Annotated in this window: 20 protein-coding genes; 2 read left to right on the top strand and 18 right to left on the bottom strand. The window is 29.4% G+C overall.

From position 1 onward, the window contains the following. Position 1 precedes the first annotated feature (1 nt). Positions 2-976 (top strand): chemotaxis protein, encoded by a 975-nt coding sequence (locus GPX08_RS09350; protein ID WP_156626548.1) that lies wholly within the window; start codon positions 2-4, stop codon positions 974-976. Between the two features lie 155 nt (positions 977-1,131). Here GPX08_RS09350 and GPX08_RS09345 read toward each other — a convergent pair whose 3' ends face one another. The 5 genes from GPX08_RS09345 to GPX08_RS09325 all read right to left on the bottom strand — a co-directional run bounded on the left by GPX08_RS09345 (position 1,132) and on the right by GPX08_RS09325 (position 6,733). Further along, a complete protein-coding gene (locus GPX08_RS09345; protein ID WP_156626547.1) occupies positions 1,132-1,539 on the bottom strand; it encodes a hypothetical protein in 408 nt (135 codons plus the stop codon). 741 nt (positions 1,540-2,280) lie between these two features. Further along, positions 2,281-3,279, bottom strand: a complete 999-nt coding sequence (locus tag GPX08_RS09340; protein WP_156626546.1) for a sensor histidine kinase — start codon at positions 3,277-3,279, stop codon at positions 2,281-2,283. Beyond that, positions 3,276-3,935 carry a response regulator gene (locus GPX08_RS09335; RefSeq protein WP_156626545.1) on the bottom strand — a complete coding sequence of 220 codons (660 nt, stop codon included), beginning with the start codon at positions 3,933-3,935 and terminating at the stop codon, positions 3,276-3,278. The genes GPX08_RS09340 and GPX08_RS09335 overlap by 4 nt, the downstream gene beginning before the upstream one ends. Before the next feature lie 58 nt (positions 3,936-3,993). Further along, positions 3,994-5,973, bottom strand: a complete 1,980-nt coding sequence (locus GPX08_RS09330) for an FtsX-like permease family protein (RefSeq protein WP_156626544.1) — start codon at positions 5,971-5,973, stop codon at positions 3,994-3,996. After that, on the bottom strand, positions 5,963-6,733 hold the full coding sequence (locus GPX08_RS09325; RefSeq protein WP_156626543.1) for an ATP-binding cassette domain-containing protein: 771 nt from the start codon (positions 6,731-6,733) through the stop codon (positions 5,963-5,965). Before GPX08_RS09325 ends, GPX08_RS09330 begins: the two co-directional genes overlap by 11 nt. Before the next feature lie 740 nt (positions 6,734-7,473). On the opposite strand from GPX08_RS09325, the gene GPX08_RS09320 reads away from it, so the two are divergent. Continuing rightward, a complete protein-coding gene (locus GPX08_RS09320; RefSeq protein ID WP_156626542.1) occupies positions 7,474-7,647 on the top strand; it encodes a hypothetical protein in 174 nt (57 codons plus the stop codon). A gap of 373 nt (positions 7,648-8,020) precedes the next feature. Here GPX08_RS09320 and GPX08_RS09315 read toward each other — a convergent pair whose 3' ends face one another. The 13 genes from GPX08_RS09315 to GPX08_RS09255 all read right to left on the bottom strand — a co-directional run bounded on the left by GPX08_RS09315 (position 8,021) and on the right by GPX08_RS09255 (position 19,264). Beyond that, the gene (locus tag GPX08_RS09315; RefSeq protein ID WP_156626541.1) at positions 8,021-8,212 is read right to left on the bottom strand and encodes a PspC domain-containing protein; all 192 of its coding nucleotides are present in this window, start codon (positions 8,210-8,212) and stop codon (positions 8,021-8,023) included. A 48-nt stretch (positions 8,213-8,260) separates the two neighbouring features. Beyond that, entirely contained in the window at positions 8,261-8,992 is a 732-nt protein-coding gene (locus GPX08_RS09310) for a lantibiotic immunity ABC transporter MutG family permease subunit (protein WP_156626540.1), read from the bottom strand. Next, positions 8,989-9,750, bottom strand: coding sequence for a lantibiotic immunity ABC transporter MutE/EpiE family permease subunit (locus tag GPX08_RS09305; RefSeq protein WP_156626539.1), 762 nt, complete (start codon positions 9,748-9,750; stop codon positions 8,989-8,991). Before GPX08_RS09305 ends, GPX08_RS09310 begins: the two co-directional genes overlap by 4 nt. Beyond that, entirely contained in the window at positions 9,750-10,451 is a 702-nt protein-coding gene (locus tag GPX08_RS09300) for a lantibiotic protection ABC transporter ATP-binding subunit (RefSeq protein ID WP_156626538.1), read from the bottom strand. Before GPX08_RS09300 ends, GPX08_RS09305 begins: the two co-directional genes overlap by 1 nt. A gap of 249 nt (positions 10,452-10,700) precedes the next feature. Further along, positions 10,701-12,038, bottom strand: coding sequence for a sensor histidine kinase (locus tag GPX08_RS09295; protein WP_156626537.1), 1,338 nt, complete (start codon positions 12,036-12,038; stop codon positions 10,701-10,703). Then, positions 12,014-12,688, bottom strand: coding sequence for a response regulator (locus tag GPX08_RS09290; RefSeq protein ID WP_156626536.1), 675 nt, complete (start codon positions 12,686-12,688; stop codon positions 12,014-12,016). Before GPX08_RS09290 ends, GPX08_RS09295 begins: the two co-directional genes overlap by 25 nt. Positions 12,689-13,534: 846 nt before the next feature. Then, positions 13,535-16,027, bottom strand: a complete 2,493-nt coding sequence (locus tag GPX08_RS09285; protein WP_156626535.1) for an NAD(P)-binding protein — start codon at positions 16,025-16,027, stop codon at positions 13,535-13,537. 233 nt (positions 16,028-16,260) lie between these two features. Further along, positions 16,261-16,548, bottom strand: coding sequence for a metalloregulator ArsR/SmtB family transcription factor (locus tag GPX08_RS09280; protein ID WP_156626729.1), 288 nt, complete (start codon positions 16,546-16,548; stop codon positions 16,261-16,263). Positions 16,549-16,636: 88 nt separating this feature from the next. Further along, entirely contained in the window at positions 16,637-17,290 is a 654-nt protein-coding gene (locus GPX08_RS09275; RefSeq protein WP_156626534.1) for a helix-turn-helix domain-containing protein, read from the bottom strand. 117 nt (positions 17,291-17,407) lie between these two features. Continuing rightward, positions 17,408-17,644, bottom strand: a complete 237-nt coding sequence (locus GPX08_RS09270) for an NrdH-redoxin (protein ID WP_156626533.1) — start codon at positions 17,642-17,644, stop codon at positions 17,408-17,410. A gap of 83 nt (positions 17,645-17,727) precedes the next feature. Further along, positions 17,728-18,051 carry a hypothetical protein gene (locus GPX08_RS09265; RefSeq protein WP_156626532.1) on the bottom strand — a complete coding sequence of 108 codons (324 nt, stop codon included), beginning with the start codon at positions 18,049-18,051 and terminating at the stop codon, positions 17,728-17,730. Positions 18,052-18,252: 201 nt separating this feature from the next. Then, positions 18,253-18,663, bottom strand: a complete 411-nt coding sequence (locus tag GPX08_RS09260) for a DUF454 family protein (RefSeq protein WP_156626531.1) — start codon at positions 18,661-18,663, stop codon at positions 18,253-18,255. Positions 18,664-18,973: 310 nt separating this feature from the next. After that, positions 18,974-19,264 (bottom strand): nitrous oxide-stimulated promoter family protein, encoded by a 291-nt coding sequence (locus GPX08_RS09255; RefSeq protein WP_156626530.1) that lies wholly within the window; start codon positions 19,262-19,264, stop codon positions 18,974-18,976. Positions 19,265-19,474 lie beyond the last annotated feature (210 nt).

Here is a 19,474-nt window from a genome sequence, read left to right as displayed (position 1 = left end):
TATGGGTTTATTTTCTAGATCTAAAGGTAATGCTTTAGTTGAAGAAAAAACTAAAATTGAAAATGTAAACGAAACGCCTGCTTATGAGGTGAATGAAAAAGACGAATCAAATGAAATTTTAAAAGATGAAATGGCTAAATTAAGTCAAAGCAGCTCAAGCATTTCTTCAGCTGTTCATGAGGTAAATAATTCTCTTTCCTCATTAACTAATGCAACATTATCACAAGCTGAGGAACTAAGTAGTGCAAGTGAAATCTTAGAGACTTTTAATCATCGTATGGAACAACTTGCATATAATATAACTAATGTGCAAATCTCTGTTTTAGATACTGATAAAGTTGCTGATGAAGGTTTAAATACCTTTACTGATTTAGATAAATCATTAAAATCCTTACAAGAAGCATTTACAACAGTTAGTTCTACTGTTAGTTCTCTAGTTTCAAAATTAGAATCTGTAAATTCTATTACAGACTCAATCAGCCAAATTGCAACTCAAACTAATTTATTATCATTAAATGCTGCTATTGAAGCTGCAAGAGCTGGTGAAGCTGGTAAAGGATTCTCAGTAGTTGCTGGAGAAGTTAGAAAACTTGCTGAAAACTCAAAGCAATCTGTAGAAAGTATAACTAATATATTAGATGATATTAAATCTGACATTTTAAACACATCTAAATCAATGCAAGCTGCAAATGATGTTATAGATAATCAACAAAAAACTCTTCAATATACTAAGGGAAGCTTTAATAATATTAAAACTTCTATAGGTGAATCTATAACAGAAATTGATAGCTGTATAGAAAATCTTACTGTAGCCTCTGGAGAAAAAGATAATGTTTTATCAATAATGGAGAAAGTTTCTACATTATCTCAAGAACATTCTGCACTTTGTGAAGAGATAGCTGCAAATATGGATCTTCAAGCTGGAAGTCTGGAAGAATTAGATGGTACAATTTCAGTGTTAAATAGTAACCTGTAGGTGCTCTTTTATAATTAAAAATTTAAAATGAAGAATTAAGGAAGTAATTTCGAAGAAATTACTAAATTAAAGTATGGGAGCTATTGTTATTGTTTTTTTCTGATAACAATAGTTCCCTTTTTCAATTAACAATTATCATTTAACAATTATTTTTGTTAATCATCTCCCTTGTCCAGGGATAAAATAGCTATTATAAAAGATATTACTAAAATTGATAAATCTGATGCAGATACACTTTCCATAAAATAATCAACTATTGCCATAGTAATTCCTGTTCCAAGGGTATCCATTAAAATAAATAAAACTCTCTCTATTTTTCTATCAATTTTCAAAAGTAAATTCAAAGCTTTTGGTACAGCTTTGATTATAATTTCCAGTGGAAAACCTACAACTGCAACTATTGTAAAATATAAAATAACGCTCCCTACAGAATTATATCTAAACCCAAAAAGTCTCATAATACCACCACCTAAAATAGCCAAAATAGATATAATGGTAATAAGTAAAGTTACGACTAATCCATAACCAGTAATAGATTTAACAATTCCTTTAAAATTCTTCATAGGATCTCCTTATCAAATTAAAATTTTCATTAGTTAATATTTTTATTATATAACTTTTTTATAAGTAACCCAAATTATCTCTACATTTTGATATAAAGATTAATTTGCATATGATAAAAAATACAAAGGCATATTTATTTAATATTTCAATATCAGTAGTAACACTTTTTAGCTTTTTCATAACTATAAAAATAGATAATGATTCAAGACTACCTCAAAATATTAATACTGACTATCATATGAATACATTACCATATATTTATATAATATTGATTTGTTTAACTGCTTTAGTTCTATTAAAGCTATATAAATTTATAAAAAATAAGAACAATAGCATCAAGAGCATCAAGAGTAAAAAAATATGATATCTACAATTCCATTTACTATGTGCTAAACAACTATTATTTATATTGGATACCTCCTTGTACTATAGTTTTTTGTCGGCAAACTTACCATAATTTTATAATGGAGTTTTTTTATTTCTACTCACCACTAGAATCTTTCTAGACCCCCTGGTTAAACCCTTATTATTCTAAATACAAAAAAGCCCGCACAAAGATATAGTTTGTAAGAACCTTTAAATCTGTTGTATATTCAGTTATTAGTGATATGCTGTTAGGTTATGTTTGATTGTGTAGAAATAATACTTAAAGCTTTCCATAACACAAGCCCCATTGAAGCACTTTATAGGCAGATATTTATTGCTTGTCCTTATTGCATTGTTATATTTCAAAATTACTCTTAAAAGTTATGAACCGTTCCTTTAGGGAATGTGATTGTCAATCTCGTATATTCATTCTCTTTAGAAACAATATTTAATTTCAGACCTAATCTATCGCATAATTTATTAGAAAGGTATAACCCCATACCTGTTGCATTTGACTTATTTCTGTTTGAACCAGTAAATCCTTTTTCAAATACTCTGGAGATTTCAGACGACTTTATTCCACAGCCATTATCTTCAATTATCAGCAATATATTTGTGCCGTTATCTTGACTAAATATCGTCAATCTATTTACCTGCTTATTAAAATATTTAATTGAATTTTGCACAATTTGAGATAGAATGAACATAAGCCATTTTTCATCTGTATAAACCACATTATCCATATTATGTATATCAATATTTGCTTTATTATCCATAAGAGCGTGACGGAATTTCAAAATGACGTTGTGCATAACTTCTCCTAAATTCAACTGCTTTACAAAATAGTCCTTTTCTGTATTTTCACTTCTAGCATAATAGAGCATTTGTTCCACTAACTTAAATATCTTATCAGCTTCTTTTTTAAGTGTGTAGTTTTTGGTGTTATCGAAAGTCAATGATAAAGCACTAATGGGTATTTTGATTTCATGTGCAAAGCTCTCTACATATTCTTTATATTCCTGCTTTTCTTCTGTAATTTTACCGATTTCATCATTCATAGACTTGCAGGCTCTTTTTAACGCATAGTAATAGGCTTCATTTTGAAGTTCTTTTGGTTTTGGTAAAATATCAGCGATATAGTAGCTTTCTCTTAGTTCGTCAACTAAATCAATGATATGTTGTGATGTCTTTCGCTTTTTTCTATACAGACACCATTGGAAAGCTCCCTGAACAGCAATAAAAAATACACTTAAAAAAATGACAAATACTATATCTATACCATAGAAAATCAATAGAAATGCAACCAATGCCAAAAAGAAAATCTGAAATAATATTTCAAATATCTTTTCTTCTAAGAATGTAAAAAAACTCATAATTTCCAGCCCTTTCTTCGTATATTTTTCAATAGATGAACGATACCAATTTCTTTCATTTTCTTTTTTAATCTAGTCATATTAACCAGCAGAACATTTTCATCTAAATAGTATTTATCATTCCATAATTTTTCTAGAAGTTCCTCTTTGCTTATCACTTTATCTTCATTCATAAAGAAATAATATAAGATACGAAACTCATTTCTCGTCAGTTCAATACTTTTATCTTGATACTTCAATATTGATAAATGCAAATCAAGGGTACAATCTTTTTTGACAAGCTCACGGAAATTATTCGGGTTTGACAATTGCAATGCACGCTTGATCTTCTCAAGAAGAATAAGCGTGTCATAAGGCTTTGTGATGAAGTCAATTCCGCCCACTTGAATACTTTTTAATTCGTCAGCATTTGTATCTCTGCTTGTTACAAAGATAATGGGTACTGGCATGATTTGTTTTATTTTTCTGCATACTTCATAGCCATTTTCATACGGCAGGTTAATATCAAGCAGAACCAGCTCCACGGAATATTGCTTTAATTCTTCTGTCAGATTTTCAAAGTCAGTCAATAAGATTATTTCATATCCTTGTGTGTTCAATAATTTAGAAAGCTCCAGACGAGTGATTTCATAATCTTCAATAATCGCTATTCTCATTTTCACACCCCCTTGATTTATCATTATAATAATTTCACGGCAGGAGAGCTAGAAAAATCTAACTCTCCTCATTGATATTTCTTTTGAAACCGATATACGTTGCAATCCAATAAATTCCGTATATGAAGAAGAAAATTGCCAAACCACCTATGAAATAGAACAAATAAGTATATTGACTTTCCAATAAAACTTGATAAACATTGTTTATTGAAGTCAGCATACAAAAACTTGCAATAATAGAATAAACAACTGGAACACCAAATAATATCAACAATTGTTTTCTGATTGTCTTAAATAGAGATTTATCACTTACTCCCAATCTTCGTAATGTCTGATAGCGATACTTATATTTCGTAGCGTCACTTAATGACTGTACTGCAAGAATTGTTCCAACAGCAGAAATTAGAATAAATGCAATATATAAAGCAATACTTGCAACTATTGCTGTCATTGAATTTTGCTGTTCAATCGCAGTACCTCTTATGGATACTCTATAATATTCATTATGTGTTGTTCCGTCTTCATCTTCTACTACCAATAAATGATTTAATTCCGTTGCTATCTTTTCTTCTAATTTTGCAGCCGTTTCCTCTTTTGTATCAACAATTAAATGTTCTTCTAATATTTCCAGTCCTTCTACATATTCATCAGGAATAACAGCCATAAATCTGCCTCTACTCGTCATACTAAGCCAAAAAGATTTTGTGTCAATTCCTTTTAAATGTAAATCTCTATTAGAAATTTTAAGATTTTTTATATCATTGTTATCTTCAACTATATAAAGTGATTGACTATCAGTTAAAAGAAAATACTCATTTTCTTTTAATTCTATCGTATCCATTCCTCTTAATTTCAATAAAGTATTGTAATCACTTAACTTCATCACTGGATCAAATTTATAAAATTGTTCGTCTCCATAAAGACTTTGTAATTGATGATTTGGATCTTTATAAACATTATATTCAAAGGTTTTATTGATTGTATAATCTTCATCAATCACAGCTACATATTCATTAAAGTCATCAAATGGTTGTTTTTGGTCAAAGACATGAACATCATACGGTGCAGTCTGTTCTATACTGCTCTTATACACACCTTTATTGATACTAGAAAAATTAAGACACAACAAAGATAAAAATATCAATAGAGAAAGTGTCCCAAACGTAAAACTCATCGTTCTAGCCTTTGAAGCAAACACTCTTGTAACAAAAAGATTATCTTTTTTGTATTTCATCTTTTTGTTCTTTAGCAGAACAGACAACAACATATCCGCACAGCTTATAGATACACCATACATACTGATAATAAGCAAAATTATACTAATCAACATGTATGTCATGGTTGATTGTTCGTTCATTTTTTCAAAATTACAACGGGAGTTCCATAAAAAGAGAGAAGCAATCCCAAGAATAATACTTATAATAAAGATAACATTTCTCTTTTTATCATTACGGAACATTTTCTTTTCGTTTTGCTTATCAAAATAAAGGAAATCATGTACCGTCATTTTTCTAATTCTTCTCAAAAGATTAAGCAAAACTAATACATATATTGCAAAAAAATATATCGCAAGCAATCCTATGGAAATAAGATTTAAAGAAATAAATATAACCTCTGGAATACCCAACATTTTTACAATGACTAATGATACAAACTGGCTGAATAAAAATCCTAAAGGAATAGACAATACAAATGCCAGAAATCCTAGTAAAATGTTTTCCAGAACTAACAAACGGGCAATTTCTTTTTTCTTTATTCCAAGAAGCATGTAAGTTCCTAATTCTTTGCTTCGTTTTTCAAACATAAATCTTGTCGTATAATTAATCAAGAAACATACAACAAATACAATGACGATATTCACAAAAGTTAAAACATTTTTAAATGTGTTCATACCAGACGATAGCTTTATGACTTCTTCAGAACTTACTATCAGATTAAATGCCAGTATGAGTGAAAATGAAATTGTAATGGTTATCAGATAAATCAAATAATCTTTTAAATTTCTTTTTGTATTTCTAACAGCTAATTTACCTAACATTTCCCACTTCACCTCCGAGCAAGGTTAATATATCCAGTATTTCATTGAAGAAATCTTTTCTGCTTTTTTCCCCTCTGAAAATTTCATTGAATATCTTACCGTCTTTCAAGAACAAAATACGTTTACAGAAAGACGCACTAAACGGGTCGTGTGTTACCATTAAAATGGTAGCCTGCATTTTCTTATTGATGTCAGACATTATTTCTAGTAACAATCTGGAAGATTTTGAGTCCAAAGCTCCCGTTGGTTCATCAGCTAATATCAGTTTCGGTTCATTGATTAAAGCTCTCGCACAAGCACAACGCTGTTTTTGTCCGCCCGAAACTTCGTAAGGAAATTTCGATAAAATATCTCGAATCCCTAATTTATCAGCTATAGCATGAACCCTTTTCTCAATATCAGCAGGGTTCTGTTTGTTAATGACTAATGACAAGGAGATGTTTTCTTCAATCGTCAAGGTATCTAAAAGGTTGAAATCTTGAAAAATAAACCCAAGATTTTCACGGCGGAAATCTGCAAAATCCTTATCTTTAATTTTGGTAATATCTTGATTATTGACAATGATATGTCCACTAGTTACGGTATCAATCGTCGAGATACAATTTAAGAGAGTAGTCTTTCCAGAACCACTTGCTCCCATAATTGCAACAAATTCGCCCTTGTCTACATACATAGAAATACCATCTACTGCTTTTGTTATATTACCAGTATTTCCTCCATAATATTTTTTTACTTGTTCTAAATTTAAAATATGTTTCACTAAAATCGCTCCTTTCTTCCTGCCACATTTATTGATTTTGGAATACGATTAGATTATATCAAGGACACTATCCAATTACACTTACAGTTTTGAAAGTAAACTGATACACAAAGCCTAACATTTTACCCGCAATACCTTGGCAACGCTATTCTTCTTCTACGTAAATAGCACAAATATTTGGAGTCAGATCCTTTCTGTTATGAAAGTCATTTTCTATTTCTCCAAGTCTACCCACAATTTTATCTCCACTCATCACTATATACCATTGTGGAATAGCATTTTCATTTTTCAGACATTCATCAATACTTTCAAGATATGCTTCAGACGGTATATTCCACTTTTTATGAAACCATTTTACAACAGGATTCCTTAACTCTTGTTGTTCTTGTATTTCATAATTCTATAATTACCCATATTATATTCCCTTCAAAAAGTACTAATTTATTCTACTTAAAAATTAATACTATTATAACATTTTGCCACTTTTTATAGCTCTATAGAACCGCTAAATGCCTATAATTTTGTATATAAATCTAGGTATCCATCTATTTGATTCCCACTGCTCTCCATTTCATTAAACTATCACAGATAACCCCTTTCCATTTTATTCTTGTGTATATATTCTACATAATTATGGTATAATTCTAAAGTAATATTTTGAAATCTGTAGTGGATGGCTACGGAGGTTTTGAACGTTTTATCTCCCTAGGACTATTGGTGATATTCATCATAGTTAGGGGGTGGTATTGAATATGCTAGAATTAATTATAAAAAGCTTAGTTGCTATTTATATTATTAGATTGGTTTTAAAACATAATCTTTTCATATCTAAGTTAATAATAAAGATTAAATTTATTGGTCTTTATATTGAACTTAATAGCAAAGAGAAAAAGCACCCATCCGCCAAAGAATAGTGCTTTTAACTCTTAAATTAATATCATAAATTTTATTCAATAGCCCTAAAACAAAATAAATGTTCTAAGACTTAGCTTAGTGTTGACGCACTAAGCTTTTCTAACTATATTATATCAAATTATTATAGAAATTAAACATATAAAAAAAAATTAATTAAATAACATACTGAATAAAAAAAGAACAAACTTCTAATTTATCCTCCGGTAAAAAATACCAACCTATTTTGTAATACAATTATATATCATCCTAATACTATATTACTCAATTTTTAAAAATCGAATATTCTTAGTTAGTTCATAATAATCTTAGATTATCATAAAATCTAATTATAAATTTAAATTATCAGAGAGAGTATTATGTATAACTATCTGTTTAATTTTTAGGTTCTTTGGGAATAAAAATTGCAAATATAATATATGCTAATATTCCACTTCCATATGCTGCACAAAACACTCCACAAAGTAATCGCACAATCTTAGAATCTACATCAAAATATTGAGCAATTCCACCACACACTCCAGCAATCAATTTACCTTCTCTAATCCTATATAATTTTTTCGTCATAAATATAGACATCCCTTTCTTTGTATTAACTTAATCTTTACCTGTATTTTACTCTTGTGTTATTTTTCCTTCCCATTTGTTAAACCATAGAATTGATAAAATTAAAACTATCAAAGTCAGTATGAGCATAGAAATAATTCCCGAAATAATAGGTATACTTGAAAAATTAAAATAGTTTTCTAAAAATCGGACACCACATTCCCAAGGAATGATTGGCCAAATTTTATCTCCAATGGCAGTTTCAAAGTAACCTGCTAGAATTGTACCTGATATTCCTAGTAATATAGAAACACTAGAACCAAATCGAAAAGCAACTGGTAAATGTAACGAATATAAAAACAAGTTACTTAATAAGAATATTGGAAATATACCAATATATGAATTCAATGGAGCTACATTAGTATCTAAAAATAAATTGACTACAATATAAAAACATACTTCATACAATATTAAATTTATAGCTGAAAGAAATACCATAAATAATAATTTCCCTAGGTATATACTTGTTCGAGATTCCACTAGACCCAAAGTATTTTGAATTACATTAATATTTCTATCCAAGTGAGTAAAAACAGACATAACAATACCTACAAAAATTGGATAACATATTTGTAATATAACGAAAAATACTCTCACGTCAGTAATGATACGATATCCTCCAATGGTGTAATAATATAAAAATAATAATGTTATCACTATAGGCGATAACAAATGCAATAAAAAAATTGGAGTCCTTTTAAATTTGATAAAGTTAGAAAGGAACTCTCTCAAAATTGTCATTTACGATACACCTGCCTTCTATACCAACGTGAAAATAATACAGTAAGAACAATTACAGTAAATAGTGAAATTAAAACTAACATCAAACTTTGTCCTAGACTTAGAATATATCTTGAGCCAGATTCAACTAATAATCCATTTGGTAGAACCCCAAATAATGTAGTCATAAATCTTGCAGTCCAGCTATATGGGAAGATCAAAAATAAAGGAGTCAATGCAAAGAATAATCCGCCGAATGCGCTAGCAAATAAATTTAATAGCATAGAGCCAATAAACCCAACTTTTTGATCTAAAAATAAGCATAAAGGAATCTGCCATAATAAGGAAATCCACAATAAAATGTATCCTAAAATATAATATCCAATATAATCAACTGCTACTGAAAATCCTGATAATATGAATTCAGAGATAATAGATATAAATGACAGTAACAATGATATTACTAAAAGATTAAGTGCTATTAAAATCGTTTTAGAAATAAATGTTTTCTTTAGATCAATAGGCAAACTATAAATAGTTCTGTATTTATGCTTTTTTTCTTTGTTATTCACTTGATGACATAAAAACATAACTGACAATGATGCAATTGGTATACTCCAATTGCAAACTATAGAACTTGAAAAGCCTCCTAAACCAATACCAACAAACATGAAAACCATCGCTACCAAAATTAAAACTAATGGTATTAATATGGTGAGCTTTCTGAACAGTGAGTGCCTAAATTTTAGATTTTCTGCTTTTAAATATGCTTGTAACATTAGGATTCACGCTCCTTTTTAATAATATCCATAAACAACTGCTCCAAATTTTCATTTGCATCAATTTTATCTTGGTATAGGAGTGTTCCATTATATATAATTCCAATATCATCTGCAACTTGTTGTACTTCGTTTAAAATATGACTAGATATAATAACAGAAATTCCTGAGTCTGCTAAAGTTCTAATCATTTTTCTTAATTCTTCAATTCCAAAAGGGTCTAATCCATTTGTAGGCTCATCTAAAATAAGCAGTTTTGGATTATTTAATAGCGCTAATGCAATGCCCAGCCTTTGCTTCATTCCTAAGGAAAAATCTGAGGCTTTTTTATTTTTTACATCCATCAAGTCCACTTTTTGTAAAACTTCACTACATTTATTCAGTGGAATACCTAAAAGAATTGCACGCACTTGTAAATTTTCAAAGGCTGTTAAGTTCTCATATAATGGAGGTGACTCAATCAACGAACCAATATTCAACAAATCTCTTCGAGTCCATTTGTGATTATTGAATAGTATTTCACCTGATGTTGGGGTAATAATTCCAGTAATCATCTTTAATAAGGTAGATTTACCTGCACCATTAGGTCCTAATAGACCATAGACAGAATTTTTTCTTACAGCCATAGATAAATCTTTTACTGCATAGGTCTTTTTAAATTTTCTAGAAACACTATGTGTTTTTATAATATACTCCTGCATTATTATATCCTTCTTTCTTTTTGTATTTAACAGAGACTATTCCATAGAATACAATTTCTATTAATTGTTACTACTATGATTTTTCCATAATCATAGTAACAATCAATTATAAGGATTTTATAAGGAAACAGAAATATATTATTGAAATAAAAAAATAAGTCACTAGAATACGTTCCAGTAACTTATTTCTTTTGATTGATGAATTAGTAAATAGTGAATTAGTACTTATTTAATGTTTTGGACTATTAGCTAGTGTGTAGTGAATTTAAGTGTTACCACCCCGCCAGAATCGTAGTTTTGTAATTTAATCTGTCCTGCATGCATTTTTACTACTTCCAAAGCAAACCATAAACCAAGACCATTATGCTCACTTTTAACACGAGCTGTATCATCACGCCAAAGACGTTCAGTTGCATGTTGTAATGCTGCATTACTGAAACCAGGACCTTCATCACGCACAATAATTTGCCATCCGCCATTTATCATTTTACCTTCTAAATAGACATTTCTCCCCACCGGTGTATATTCAATAGCATTTTGTACTATGTTTCCCAAAGCACGAAGCAAACGGTCTTTTTGAATATTTGCTATACCTTCTAACTTATTTTGTTTTTGCAAATAAACTTTCTTATTTTCTGCAATAGGAATATTATTTTGATATAACTCATCAAGTATATCTGATAATCTGATTTTTTCAAATTCTTCATCCATACCTATAGAAGTTTCTAGTAAACTTACTACATACTGTTTTGCTCGATTACTGCTTGACATGATTGTCTGCACCATTTTTCGGCTATCATCTGGTAGTTTTTCTTCTAACAGAAGTTCAGCATTACCACCTATTAGTGTGAGTGGCGTTTTTAAGTCATGCGTAAGTGCTTCTATTTCTGACTGACGTTCTTGTTGCGCCAACCATTGTAAAGATAAAGAGTTATACAATGCCTTTCGCATATGTTCCATAGCATCAAGTGCCTGATCATACTCACGTATGCCAGCATGAGGAATTTCAAACTCCAACTCTTGTGCAGCTACTTTTTTACTTACTTCACCAAATAGTTTCAATTTACTAGCAAGTCTATGGCGAAGCCACAAAGTATTAAAGAATAAGCAAAGAATCCATGCAATAGCTAGTGTAGCCCACCATAGATATTCGAAAGGAGGCAACATACTTCGTAAAGTAGGGTTTACGAACTCTTTTCTGTAATTCCAATGAATAACTATGGTACTTCCATCTGAGTAAGTATATTGTGAAGTATGTATGTCATTTGTATTTTCCCTTAAATAAACAGCCAATCTTTCTAATTCTTTTCCTTCTATATTGCTATAAAGCATCTTCCCACTTTTGTCAAATAAAGCGTACTTTGCTAGAAAATTATTATCTGGTAGAACAAAATTTTGAGGTTTTGCAGCTAACATTTTCTCCACTTGTTGGTTAGACATTGATCCATGATAAATAATCTCATTTTGTTGAAGTAGTTGTAAGGTAATCAACCATATTATGCAACATAAAAACATACTTCCCAGCATAACGATAGCAAACCTTAAAAGTACAAAAGAAAGACTTATAGAATGTTGTCTTTTCGCCACTTGTAGCCTACCCCCCAAACAGTTTCAATAGGATTAAGTTCATAAACTTTTAGTTTAGCACGAATATTTTTTATATGTTCTACAATAGCTGAGGCATCCCCATTGGCATCAAAACCAAAAACAGCCTCATATAATTGTTCTTTGGTAAATACTTGTCCTGTATGTAAAGCCAAGTGTTCACTAATTGCATATTCACCTTTAGTAAAAGGTAGCGTATCTTCACCTACAATAGCCATTTTTTCTTGCATATTAAAACGCACACCACCTCGGCTAAATGTGTGAGTAGGTTGACGAACTTCTCGACGTAGGTGAGCATTTACTCGCGCTCGTAATTCTGCAATGCTGAAAGGCTTCTTAATATAGTCATCAGCTCCTAATCCAAATCCTTGTACAATAGCTGTATCTTCTGCTTTAGCGGTTAAGAAAAGAATTGGGCAATCCACTTCAGAACGTATACGGCTACAAAGGGAAAAGCCATCTTCACCTGGCATCATTACATCTAGTAAGAGAAGATCGTATTGTTGACATCTCGTAGACTGTATTGTAGTAGAATCTACTTCAGTATCCACTTGATGACAATCTTTTTCCAAAGCAGTACGTACTAAATCTAGCATATCAAGGTCATCATCAATAACTAATAATTTCGCCATATTCTATCCTCCGTAAGTTTAAAATATATTCTAGTAGTTTCATATTTGCATATTAAATTTTCTCTAGTAGTTCATAAAAAATATAATTCACTTCCATTTTCTGTACGTTAGACAGTAGAATCATCATAATAATAAAAAATGATATCCTAATTTTGTTATTAACATATTATAATATAATTTTTTTCATTTCTCTACTGATATTTTTATATAAATTTACCAATACTCATCTGTAAAATCAGTTGACTATTCCTTAAATAGAGAACTTTTAATATTACCTTGAAATATAGGAAGCATACTATTAGGTCTTCAAAACTAAGAATGCTAGAGCGCTAAGATAATTGATAATATTGCTAATGTAATTATATTTAATTCTATTTCAATGACTGAATGTGTGATTAAACAATTAACAATAATTGTTTAATCTCAGCCACATCTGTGTTTCTTCCTTTAGTACCAACCCATCCCACAATTTATTATAATAACAGTAAAAGAACTTTATACATCTTTATGCGGAGGTCCGACTTGGAGCCTGCGACGGATGACCGAGCATAAAATGTATGAAACTCAGCTCGCCTGAGTTTCTTCCTTCAGTACCAACACATCCTCAAAATTTATTTATAATAAAAGAACTTTATGTATATTGATTCCATATGTCGACTTAGAGCTTGCAAGGTCGACTGAATAAAAAAATTATAGAAACTCAGCTTGCCTGAGTTTCCTCCTTCAGTACCAACACATCTCAAAAATTTATTTATAACAAAAGAACTTTATACATTTTTATGCTGAAGTCCGACTTGGAGCTCGCGACGGAGGATAAAGCATAAAATGTATAAAGTTCTTAGTTTATTATATAAATAAATTTACGTTAGATTCGTTTGCTTCACCTAAGTAGTATCCTACTCCAGCATAAGTTATTCCATCTATTAATTCTTCTTTCTTAATTCCCATTACATCCATTGACATTGTACATGCAACTATTTCTATTCCATTTTCTATAGCTGCTGACATTAAGTCTTCTAATGATTGGATGTTTTTATTTTTCATGACACCTCTTATCATTTTAGCGCCCATTCCACCCATGTTCATTCTTGATAAACCAAGTTTTTTACTTCCTCTTGGCATCATCATTCCGAAGGCTTTTTCTATAATGTTTTTAGGTGTATTAACTTTTTCTGGCTTTCTTAAAATATTTAATCCCCAGAAGGTAAAGAACATTGTAACTTTTTTACCCATAGTAGCTGCACCATTTGCTATTATAAATGAAGCAATTGCTTTATCTAAATCCCCACTAAAGACTACCATAGTTTGTCCGTTCTTATTTTCTACTATTTGATTTGATGAGGAAGATGCTAATGTCTTATCTATTGTATCTGAATTTCTATTATCTATAGAATGTCCTTCTCCATTGCCTTTTAAAATAGTAGCTTCAATTATGCCTTTATTCTTTTCAATATCTAAAAGCTTATTATTAGTTGTTCTAGACCATGCTTCTATATCTCTATAGAAACCCTCATCTGATGCTCTTACCTTTAACACTTCTCCCTCTTCCATCATATCCATCATTTGTTTTACTTGCATTAATGGTCCTGGACAAGATAATCCTGTAGCATTTAACTCTCTAATTTTATCTAAGGCAACTTCTTTCATTGCTAAATCTTCACTCCTATTGCTAATACTATTATTTAAATCCTTAGCCTCATACTTCCAGTTAACATAACTCTTGTATCCACCATTTAAATTTTTAGCCTTATATCCATGTGCTTTTAAAATTCTAACAGCTATATATCCTCTTATACCAACTGCACAATATACTATTATTTCTTTATTCCTATCTAATTTATCTAAGTTGTTTCTTAATTCATTAACTGGTATGTTAATTGAGTTTTCTATACTTCCTAAAGCTACTTCTGATTCATCTCTTGTATCTAATAGGATTTGTTTATCTAGATCTAGATTTTCTAAATCTTCTATGTTAATTATATCTACTAATTCATTCGCTTCATTTTCTGCAATAAATCCTGCCATATTAGCTGGAGATTTGGCTGATAAGAATGGAGGTGCATATGCTAAGTCTAGATCTTTTAAATCTTCCATAGTTCCACCAAATTTAATAGTTGTAGCAATTACATCTATAAATTTATCTACACCTTCGTATCCTAATACTTGAGCTCCTAGTAATTTACCATTTTCAGCATCATATAATACCTTAATGTTTAGGTTAGTTGCATCTGGATAATAACCAGCATGGCTTAAAGGATGTAGATATACTTTCTTATAATTTACATTATTTCTCTTTAAAGCTTTTTCATTATTCCCTGTTGCAGCCGCTACCATATCAAATATTTTTATAATAGCTGTTCCAAGGCTTCCCTTGTATTTAGAATCAATTCCAGAAATATTATCTGCAATTATTCTTCCTTGCTTATTAGCTGGCCCTGCTAGAGGAATATAAGCTTCTTTTCCACTTACATAGTCTTTTACTAATACTGCATCTCCTCCTGCATATACTCCTTTAACGCTTGTTTCCATTTTTTCATTAACAAGTATATGACCTCTTTCTCCAAGGCTTATTCCACTATTTCTTATAAAACTTGTATCTGGAGATACCCCTATAGCTGAAATAACTATATCCGTCTCTACTTCTCTATTATCTTCAAGTACAACCTTAACTGTAGCTTCCTCATCTTTAAAGGCTACTACTTTCTTATTTAAAATTATACTAACCTTGTTATCATTTAATTCCTTTTCTATTAATCTAGAAAATTCTTCATCAAAGTTAGATAAAAGATGTGGTGCTGCTTCTACTATAGTTACATCTAATCCCTTATGCTTTAAATTTTCAGCCATTTCTATACCTATGAAACCACCACCTATAACTACAGCTGATTTCATTTTAGAGTTATATGAATACTCTTTTATTCTATCAACATCTTTTACATTCCTTACTGTAAAAATTTTATTACTGTCTATACCTGGAAGGTTTGGTCTAATAGGCTTAGCTCCTGGAGCTAAAATTAAATAATCATATTCTTCTTCGTATTCATTACCAAATGATTTTACCTTAACCTTTTTTTCCTTAGTATCTACATCAATAACTTCACTATTAACTCTTACATCAATATTGAATCTATCTTTCATTTTTTCAGGAGTTTGTAATAATAAACTCTCCCTGTCTTTTATAACTTCTCCAATATGATAAGGCAATCCACAATTAGCAAAGGAAATATGCTCACCTTTTTCAAATATTACTATGTCTATATCTTCCTTTAGTCTTCTAAGTCTTGCTGCAGCAGAGGCTCCACTAGCTACTCCCCCTACTATTAATGCTTTTTTATTCATTAAATTTCCTCCTAAAATATTAATTAAAATCATTATATCATTATATTCAGATAATTGGATATAGTTTTTGTAAAAAAAGTATCTAAATATTTTATCGATTCATTCAATCATATTACTTACATAATATGATTACTAGCATATTGTGTACTATAATTAATAAAATTCTTGATACTTTCTCTTGTTACTTCTATTCATTAAAAAATTTTATTCTTCTGTAATTATCTTCTTCTCAATTAATTTTCTTCAATTATTAGAGCCTTAATTATTTCTTCTACCCTTTTATCTACTACTTCATAAACTATTTCAAGGCCATTTCTTTCCCCTTTAATAATTCCTATGCTTTTTAATTTTTGCAAATGTTGTGAAATAGTTGACTGAGGCATCCCTAAGCAGCTATGCATATTTGTTACATTGCAGCATCCCTTTTCTAAAAGGTTTTTTACTATACAAATTCTTACTGGGTGTGCTAATACCTTTAAGAATTCTGCGACTTCTTCGTATTGTTTGTAATTACTATCCACCATACCACCTCATTTATTTTTTCCCATTTTACATCAATTGATTACTATATTCAAATTTTAAAACATTGTTAATATTTTGTCAAGATGATTAGTAAATCCAATTCTTAATTTTTATCTTTCCTCTTCCAAGTTCTACTATGCCCCTCTTCTCTAGTGACTTAAGACTTCTGCTTACTACCTCCCTAGAAGATCCTATATCAGCAGCAATTCTTTCGTGAGTTGTATAGATTATTTTACTACCATTATTGTTAGACATTGTAGTATTAAAATAATCTATTATTCTATTTTCTATACTATCAAAGGTAACCTTCTGTAACCCTTCAACAACATCTTCAAACTTAATATATAAATTCTTAAATATATACTTTAAAAAGCCAGTATTATTAAGCAGATACTTCTTAAATAAATCCATTGGAAGTATCGCTATTAAGGCGTTTTCTTCTACCTCAGCAAATGATACTTCATCTGATTCTGTTAAAGCGCAGAGAATAGTATTAAAACAGTTGTCCCCCTTTCCTAATCTATAAAGAGTAATTTCTTTTCCATCATCACCTAACTTATAAACTCTAAGCCTTCCTCCTAATATAAAAGAAAATCCTATGCAACTTACTTTGTTATTAAATACACTTTCTCCAACTTTATAATTATTTAATATTATTCTATCAGAAAACAAATCTAGTAATTCTTTATCAAATTCCTTTAAAAACGGATAACTCTTACATATCTCTTTTATTACATCCATACTCCACCTACATATAAAAATTCATTTGAATTACTAATTTTCTAAAATAAAAAAAGTAAAACTACTTTAATTGTAGCTTTACTCCTTTTATTTATCAATACTTCCTATATATTAATATTATTTAAGCCCTAATAAATAGTCAATTTGTCTCTTATCAAATCCAACTACTATATTCCCATTTATATCTAAAACAGGAACTCCTCTTTGTCCACTCTTATTTACCATTTCCATAGCTGCTTGTCTATCGTAAGAAACATTTAACTCTTCATATCCAATGTGATTACTTGATAAGTAGTTCTTTACCTTTGTACACCATGGACATGTATTACTTGTATATACTTTTATATTATTCATTTTGAATTCCTCCGAATCATAAATTCTATTATGATATAAGTATATTCCTAAGTGCCTTTTTTGACTGTAACAAAGTCACAAAATTATTTTATAACAGCTACAACTAAGAATAGATATACAAAAAATCCAATAGTACTAACTATATGAAGTTTTCTAGATATACCTCTCCTTTTTATTGATAAATATCCTGTTATACCAATGGATAGCATAACTAAGGTAAAACCTATATATTTAATAAAATCTGCACTTCCTATCTTTTGAATTAAAGCAAAGCACATGGTTGCTACAGATAAAGTACCAATAGCAATATGAGCTTTTCTATAATTGAACTTCCTTATTTTGAAAAGCTTTGGTATATAATATATTATTAGTGCTAACATAAATAAATTTGATGATATTCTTTCCATAGTTCCTCCAATTATATATGTTTCAATAAGTAATCTACATTTTTAGTACTTATGTTATTTTAAGTAAAAATGTTTTAAAGTAAGCTACATCAATTGAAAGCATCGATCTTTTAATTTTTATATAAGTTGTCAAGCTATTTCAATTTCTTAACGTTCTAATATGAAGTATAAATTAATAAAATGTAGAAACTTTATTGCAACTTATAGTTCTTCTTTAAGTTTTCTAAGTGCTTTTTCTTCTGGCAAAATAGTCTTTATTCTAAAGATAAAATAATAGAATTTAAATAAAATAAGTACTACTATAAATCCCTTCATAAATAAGCTATCTATAAGTATTAACGGAAAGGCTAGCATAAAGTCTGCAAAAGCTAATAAAGTAACTTTCTGTTTCAATGTCATTGCCCTTTCATTTACAAAGGATTCTAAATGATTTTTATATAACTTTGTATTTATAAACCAATTATTAAATCTTTCAGAGCCCCTTGCAAAACAATAAGATGCAAGTAATAGAAATGGTGTAGTTGGTAATATAGGTAATGCTACACCTATAGCCCCTAATACTACTGCAATAAGACCTACTGTTATATAGATATATTTTTTAATAGACTTCATAATAATTCCCCTTTTTATTTAATAATTTTCCACATATAGATTTTTATTTATTTCTAATAGTAACTAAAAAACCTTGATAATATTTTTCAATATTTATCTAACTCCTAAAGAATTACCAGCTTAAAATTCAAGGATCAATTGGATAAAAATTCACTCTAAATTGAAATATTTAAATTAAAACACCTAAATCCCAATATTAAATTGAAGTGATTTAAAATAAATCAACTAAAATCCCTGTTCTTAAAAACTCACCTATAAGTTTTTTCCTTAATTATTAATTATTAAATGTTAACTGTTAATTGTTAATTCACTAATATGTCATGTGTCTAAATAATTCTATTGGATTATATATAAGTAGCCTCGGACCTGAAAATCTCATAACTTCTTTAACTTTTTCTTTCATATCCTTCTTATAGCAATGTATTGGACACTTAGCACATGTACTTTTTTCTTCTCCGAATTTACAATAGCTAAGTCTTTTATGAGCATATTCTAATAGCTCTTTACATTCCTCACATAACTCCTTATTCTTATGTTTTTTCTTACAATAAATATTTATCATAAGCTCAATAGTTCTTTTTTCCCTTTCAACTTTAGTCATATATCTCACTCCTACGCTCCATATAAAATATATTAATGTGTATATTAAAAACACCTTATAGATACTGATAATCATTATCAGTGTATCTTTTTAAATAAGGGGCTGTCGTTAAAACAGCCCAAGTTAAGAATTAAAAATTAAAAGTGAAGAATTTAATAATTATTGATGTAATTCTTAAATAATTACTAAAATTAATTTCTTTTCAAAACT

The sequence above is a fragment of the Clostridium tertium genome, from assembly GCF_902652255.1.
GTDB lineage: Bacteria > Bacillota > Clostridia > Clostridiales > Clostridiaceae > Clostridium > Clostridium tertium_A.
The sequence above is the reverse complement of the archived record's forward strand: the minus strand, read 5'-3'. Positions and strand labels throughout refer to the sequence as shown.

What these genes read in the sequence shown, in the direction of transcription:
- GPX08_RS09350 (WP_156626548.1), top strand. Translation starts at nt 2, where the DNA reads ATGGGTTTATTTTCTAGATCTAAAGGTAATGCTTTAGTTGAAGAAAAA.
- GPX08_RS09345 (WP_156626547.1), bottom strand. Translation starts at nt 1,539, where the DNA reads ATGAAGAATTTTAAAGGAATTGTTAAATCTATTACTGGTTATGGATTA.
- GPX08_RS09340 (WP_156626546.1), bottom strand. Translation starts at nt 3,279, where the DNA reads ATGAGTTTTTTTACATTCTTAGAAGAAAAGATATTTGAAATATTATTT.
- GPX08_RS09335 (WP_156626545.1), bottom strand. Translation starts at nt 3,935, where the DNA reads ATGAGAATAGCGATTATTGAAGATTATGAAATCACTCGTCTGGAGCTT.
- GPX08_RS09330 (WP_156626544.1), bottom strand. Translation starts at nt 5,973, where the DNA reads ATGTTAGGTAAATTAGCTGTTAGAAATACAAAAAGAAATTTAAAAGAT.
- GPX08_RS09315 (WP_156626541.1), bottom strand. Translation starts at nt 8,212, where the DNA reads ATGACGAAAAAATTATATAGGATTAGAGAAGGTAAATTGATTGCTGGA.
- GPX08_RS09310 (WP_156626540.1), bottom strand. Translation starts at nt 8,992, where the DNA reads ATGACAATTTTGAGAGAGTTCCTTTCTAACTTTATCAAATTTAAAAGG.
- GPX08_RS09305 (WP_156626539.1), bottom strand. Translation starts at nt 9,750, where the DNA reads ATGTTACAAGCATATTTAAAAGCAGAAAATCTAAAATTTAGGCACTCA.
- GPX08_RS09300 (WP_156626538.1), bottom strand. Translation starts at nt 10,451, where the DNA reads ATGCAGGAGTATATTATAAAAACACATAGTGTTTCTAGAAAATTTAAA.
- GPX08_RS09290 (WP_156626536.1), bottom strand. Translation starts at nt 12,688, where the DNA reads ATGGCGAAATTATTAGTTATTGATGATGACCTTGATATGCTAGATTTA.
- GPX08_RS09285 (WP_156626535.1), bottom strand. Translation starts at nt 16,027, where the DNA reads ATGAATAAAAAAGCATTAATAGTAGGGGGAGTAGCTAGTGGAGCCTCT.
- GPX08_RS09275 (WP_156626534.1), bottom strand. Translation starts at nt 17,290, where the DNA reads ATGGATGTAATAAAAGAGATATGTAAGAGTTATCCGTTTTTAAAGGAA.
- GPX08_RS09270 (WP_156626533.1), bottom strand. Translation starts at nt 17,644, where the DNA reads ATGAATAATATAAAAGTATATACAAGTAATACATGTCCATGGTGTACA.
- GPX08_RS09265 (WP_156626532.1), bottom strand. Translation starts at nt 18,051, where the DNA reads ATGGAAAGAATATCATCAAATTTATTTATGTTAGCACTAATAATATAT.
- GPX08_RS09260 (WP_156626531.1), bottom strand. Translation starts at nt 18,663, where the DNA reads ATGAAGTCTATTAAAAAATATATCTATATAACAGTAGGTCTTATTGCA.
- GPX08_RS09255 (WP_156626530.1), bottom strand. Translation starts at nt 19,264, where the DNA reads ATGACTAAAGTTGAAAGGGAAAAAAGAACTATTGAGCTTATGATAAAT.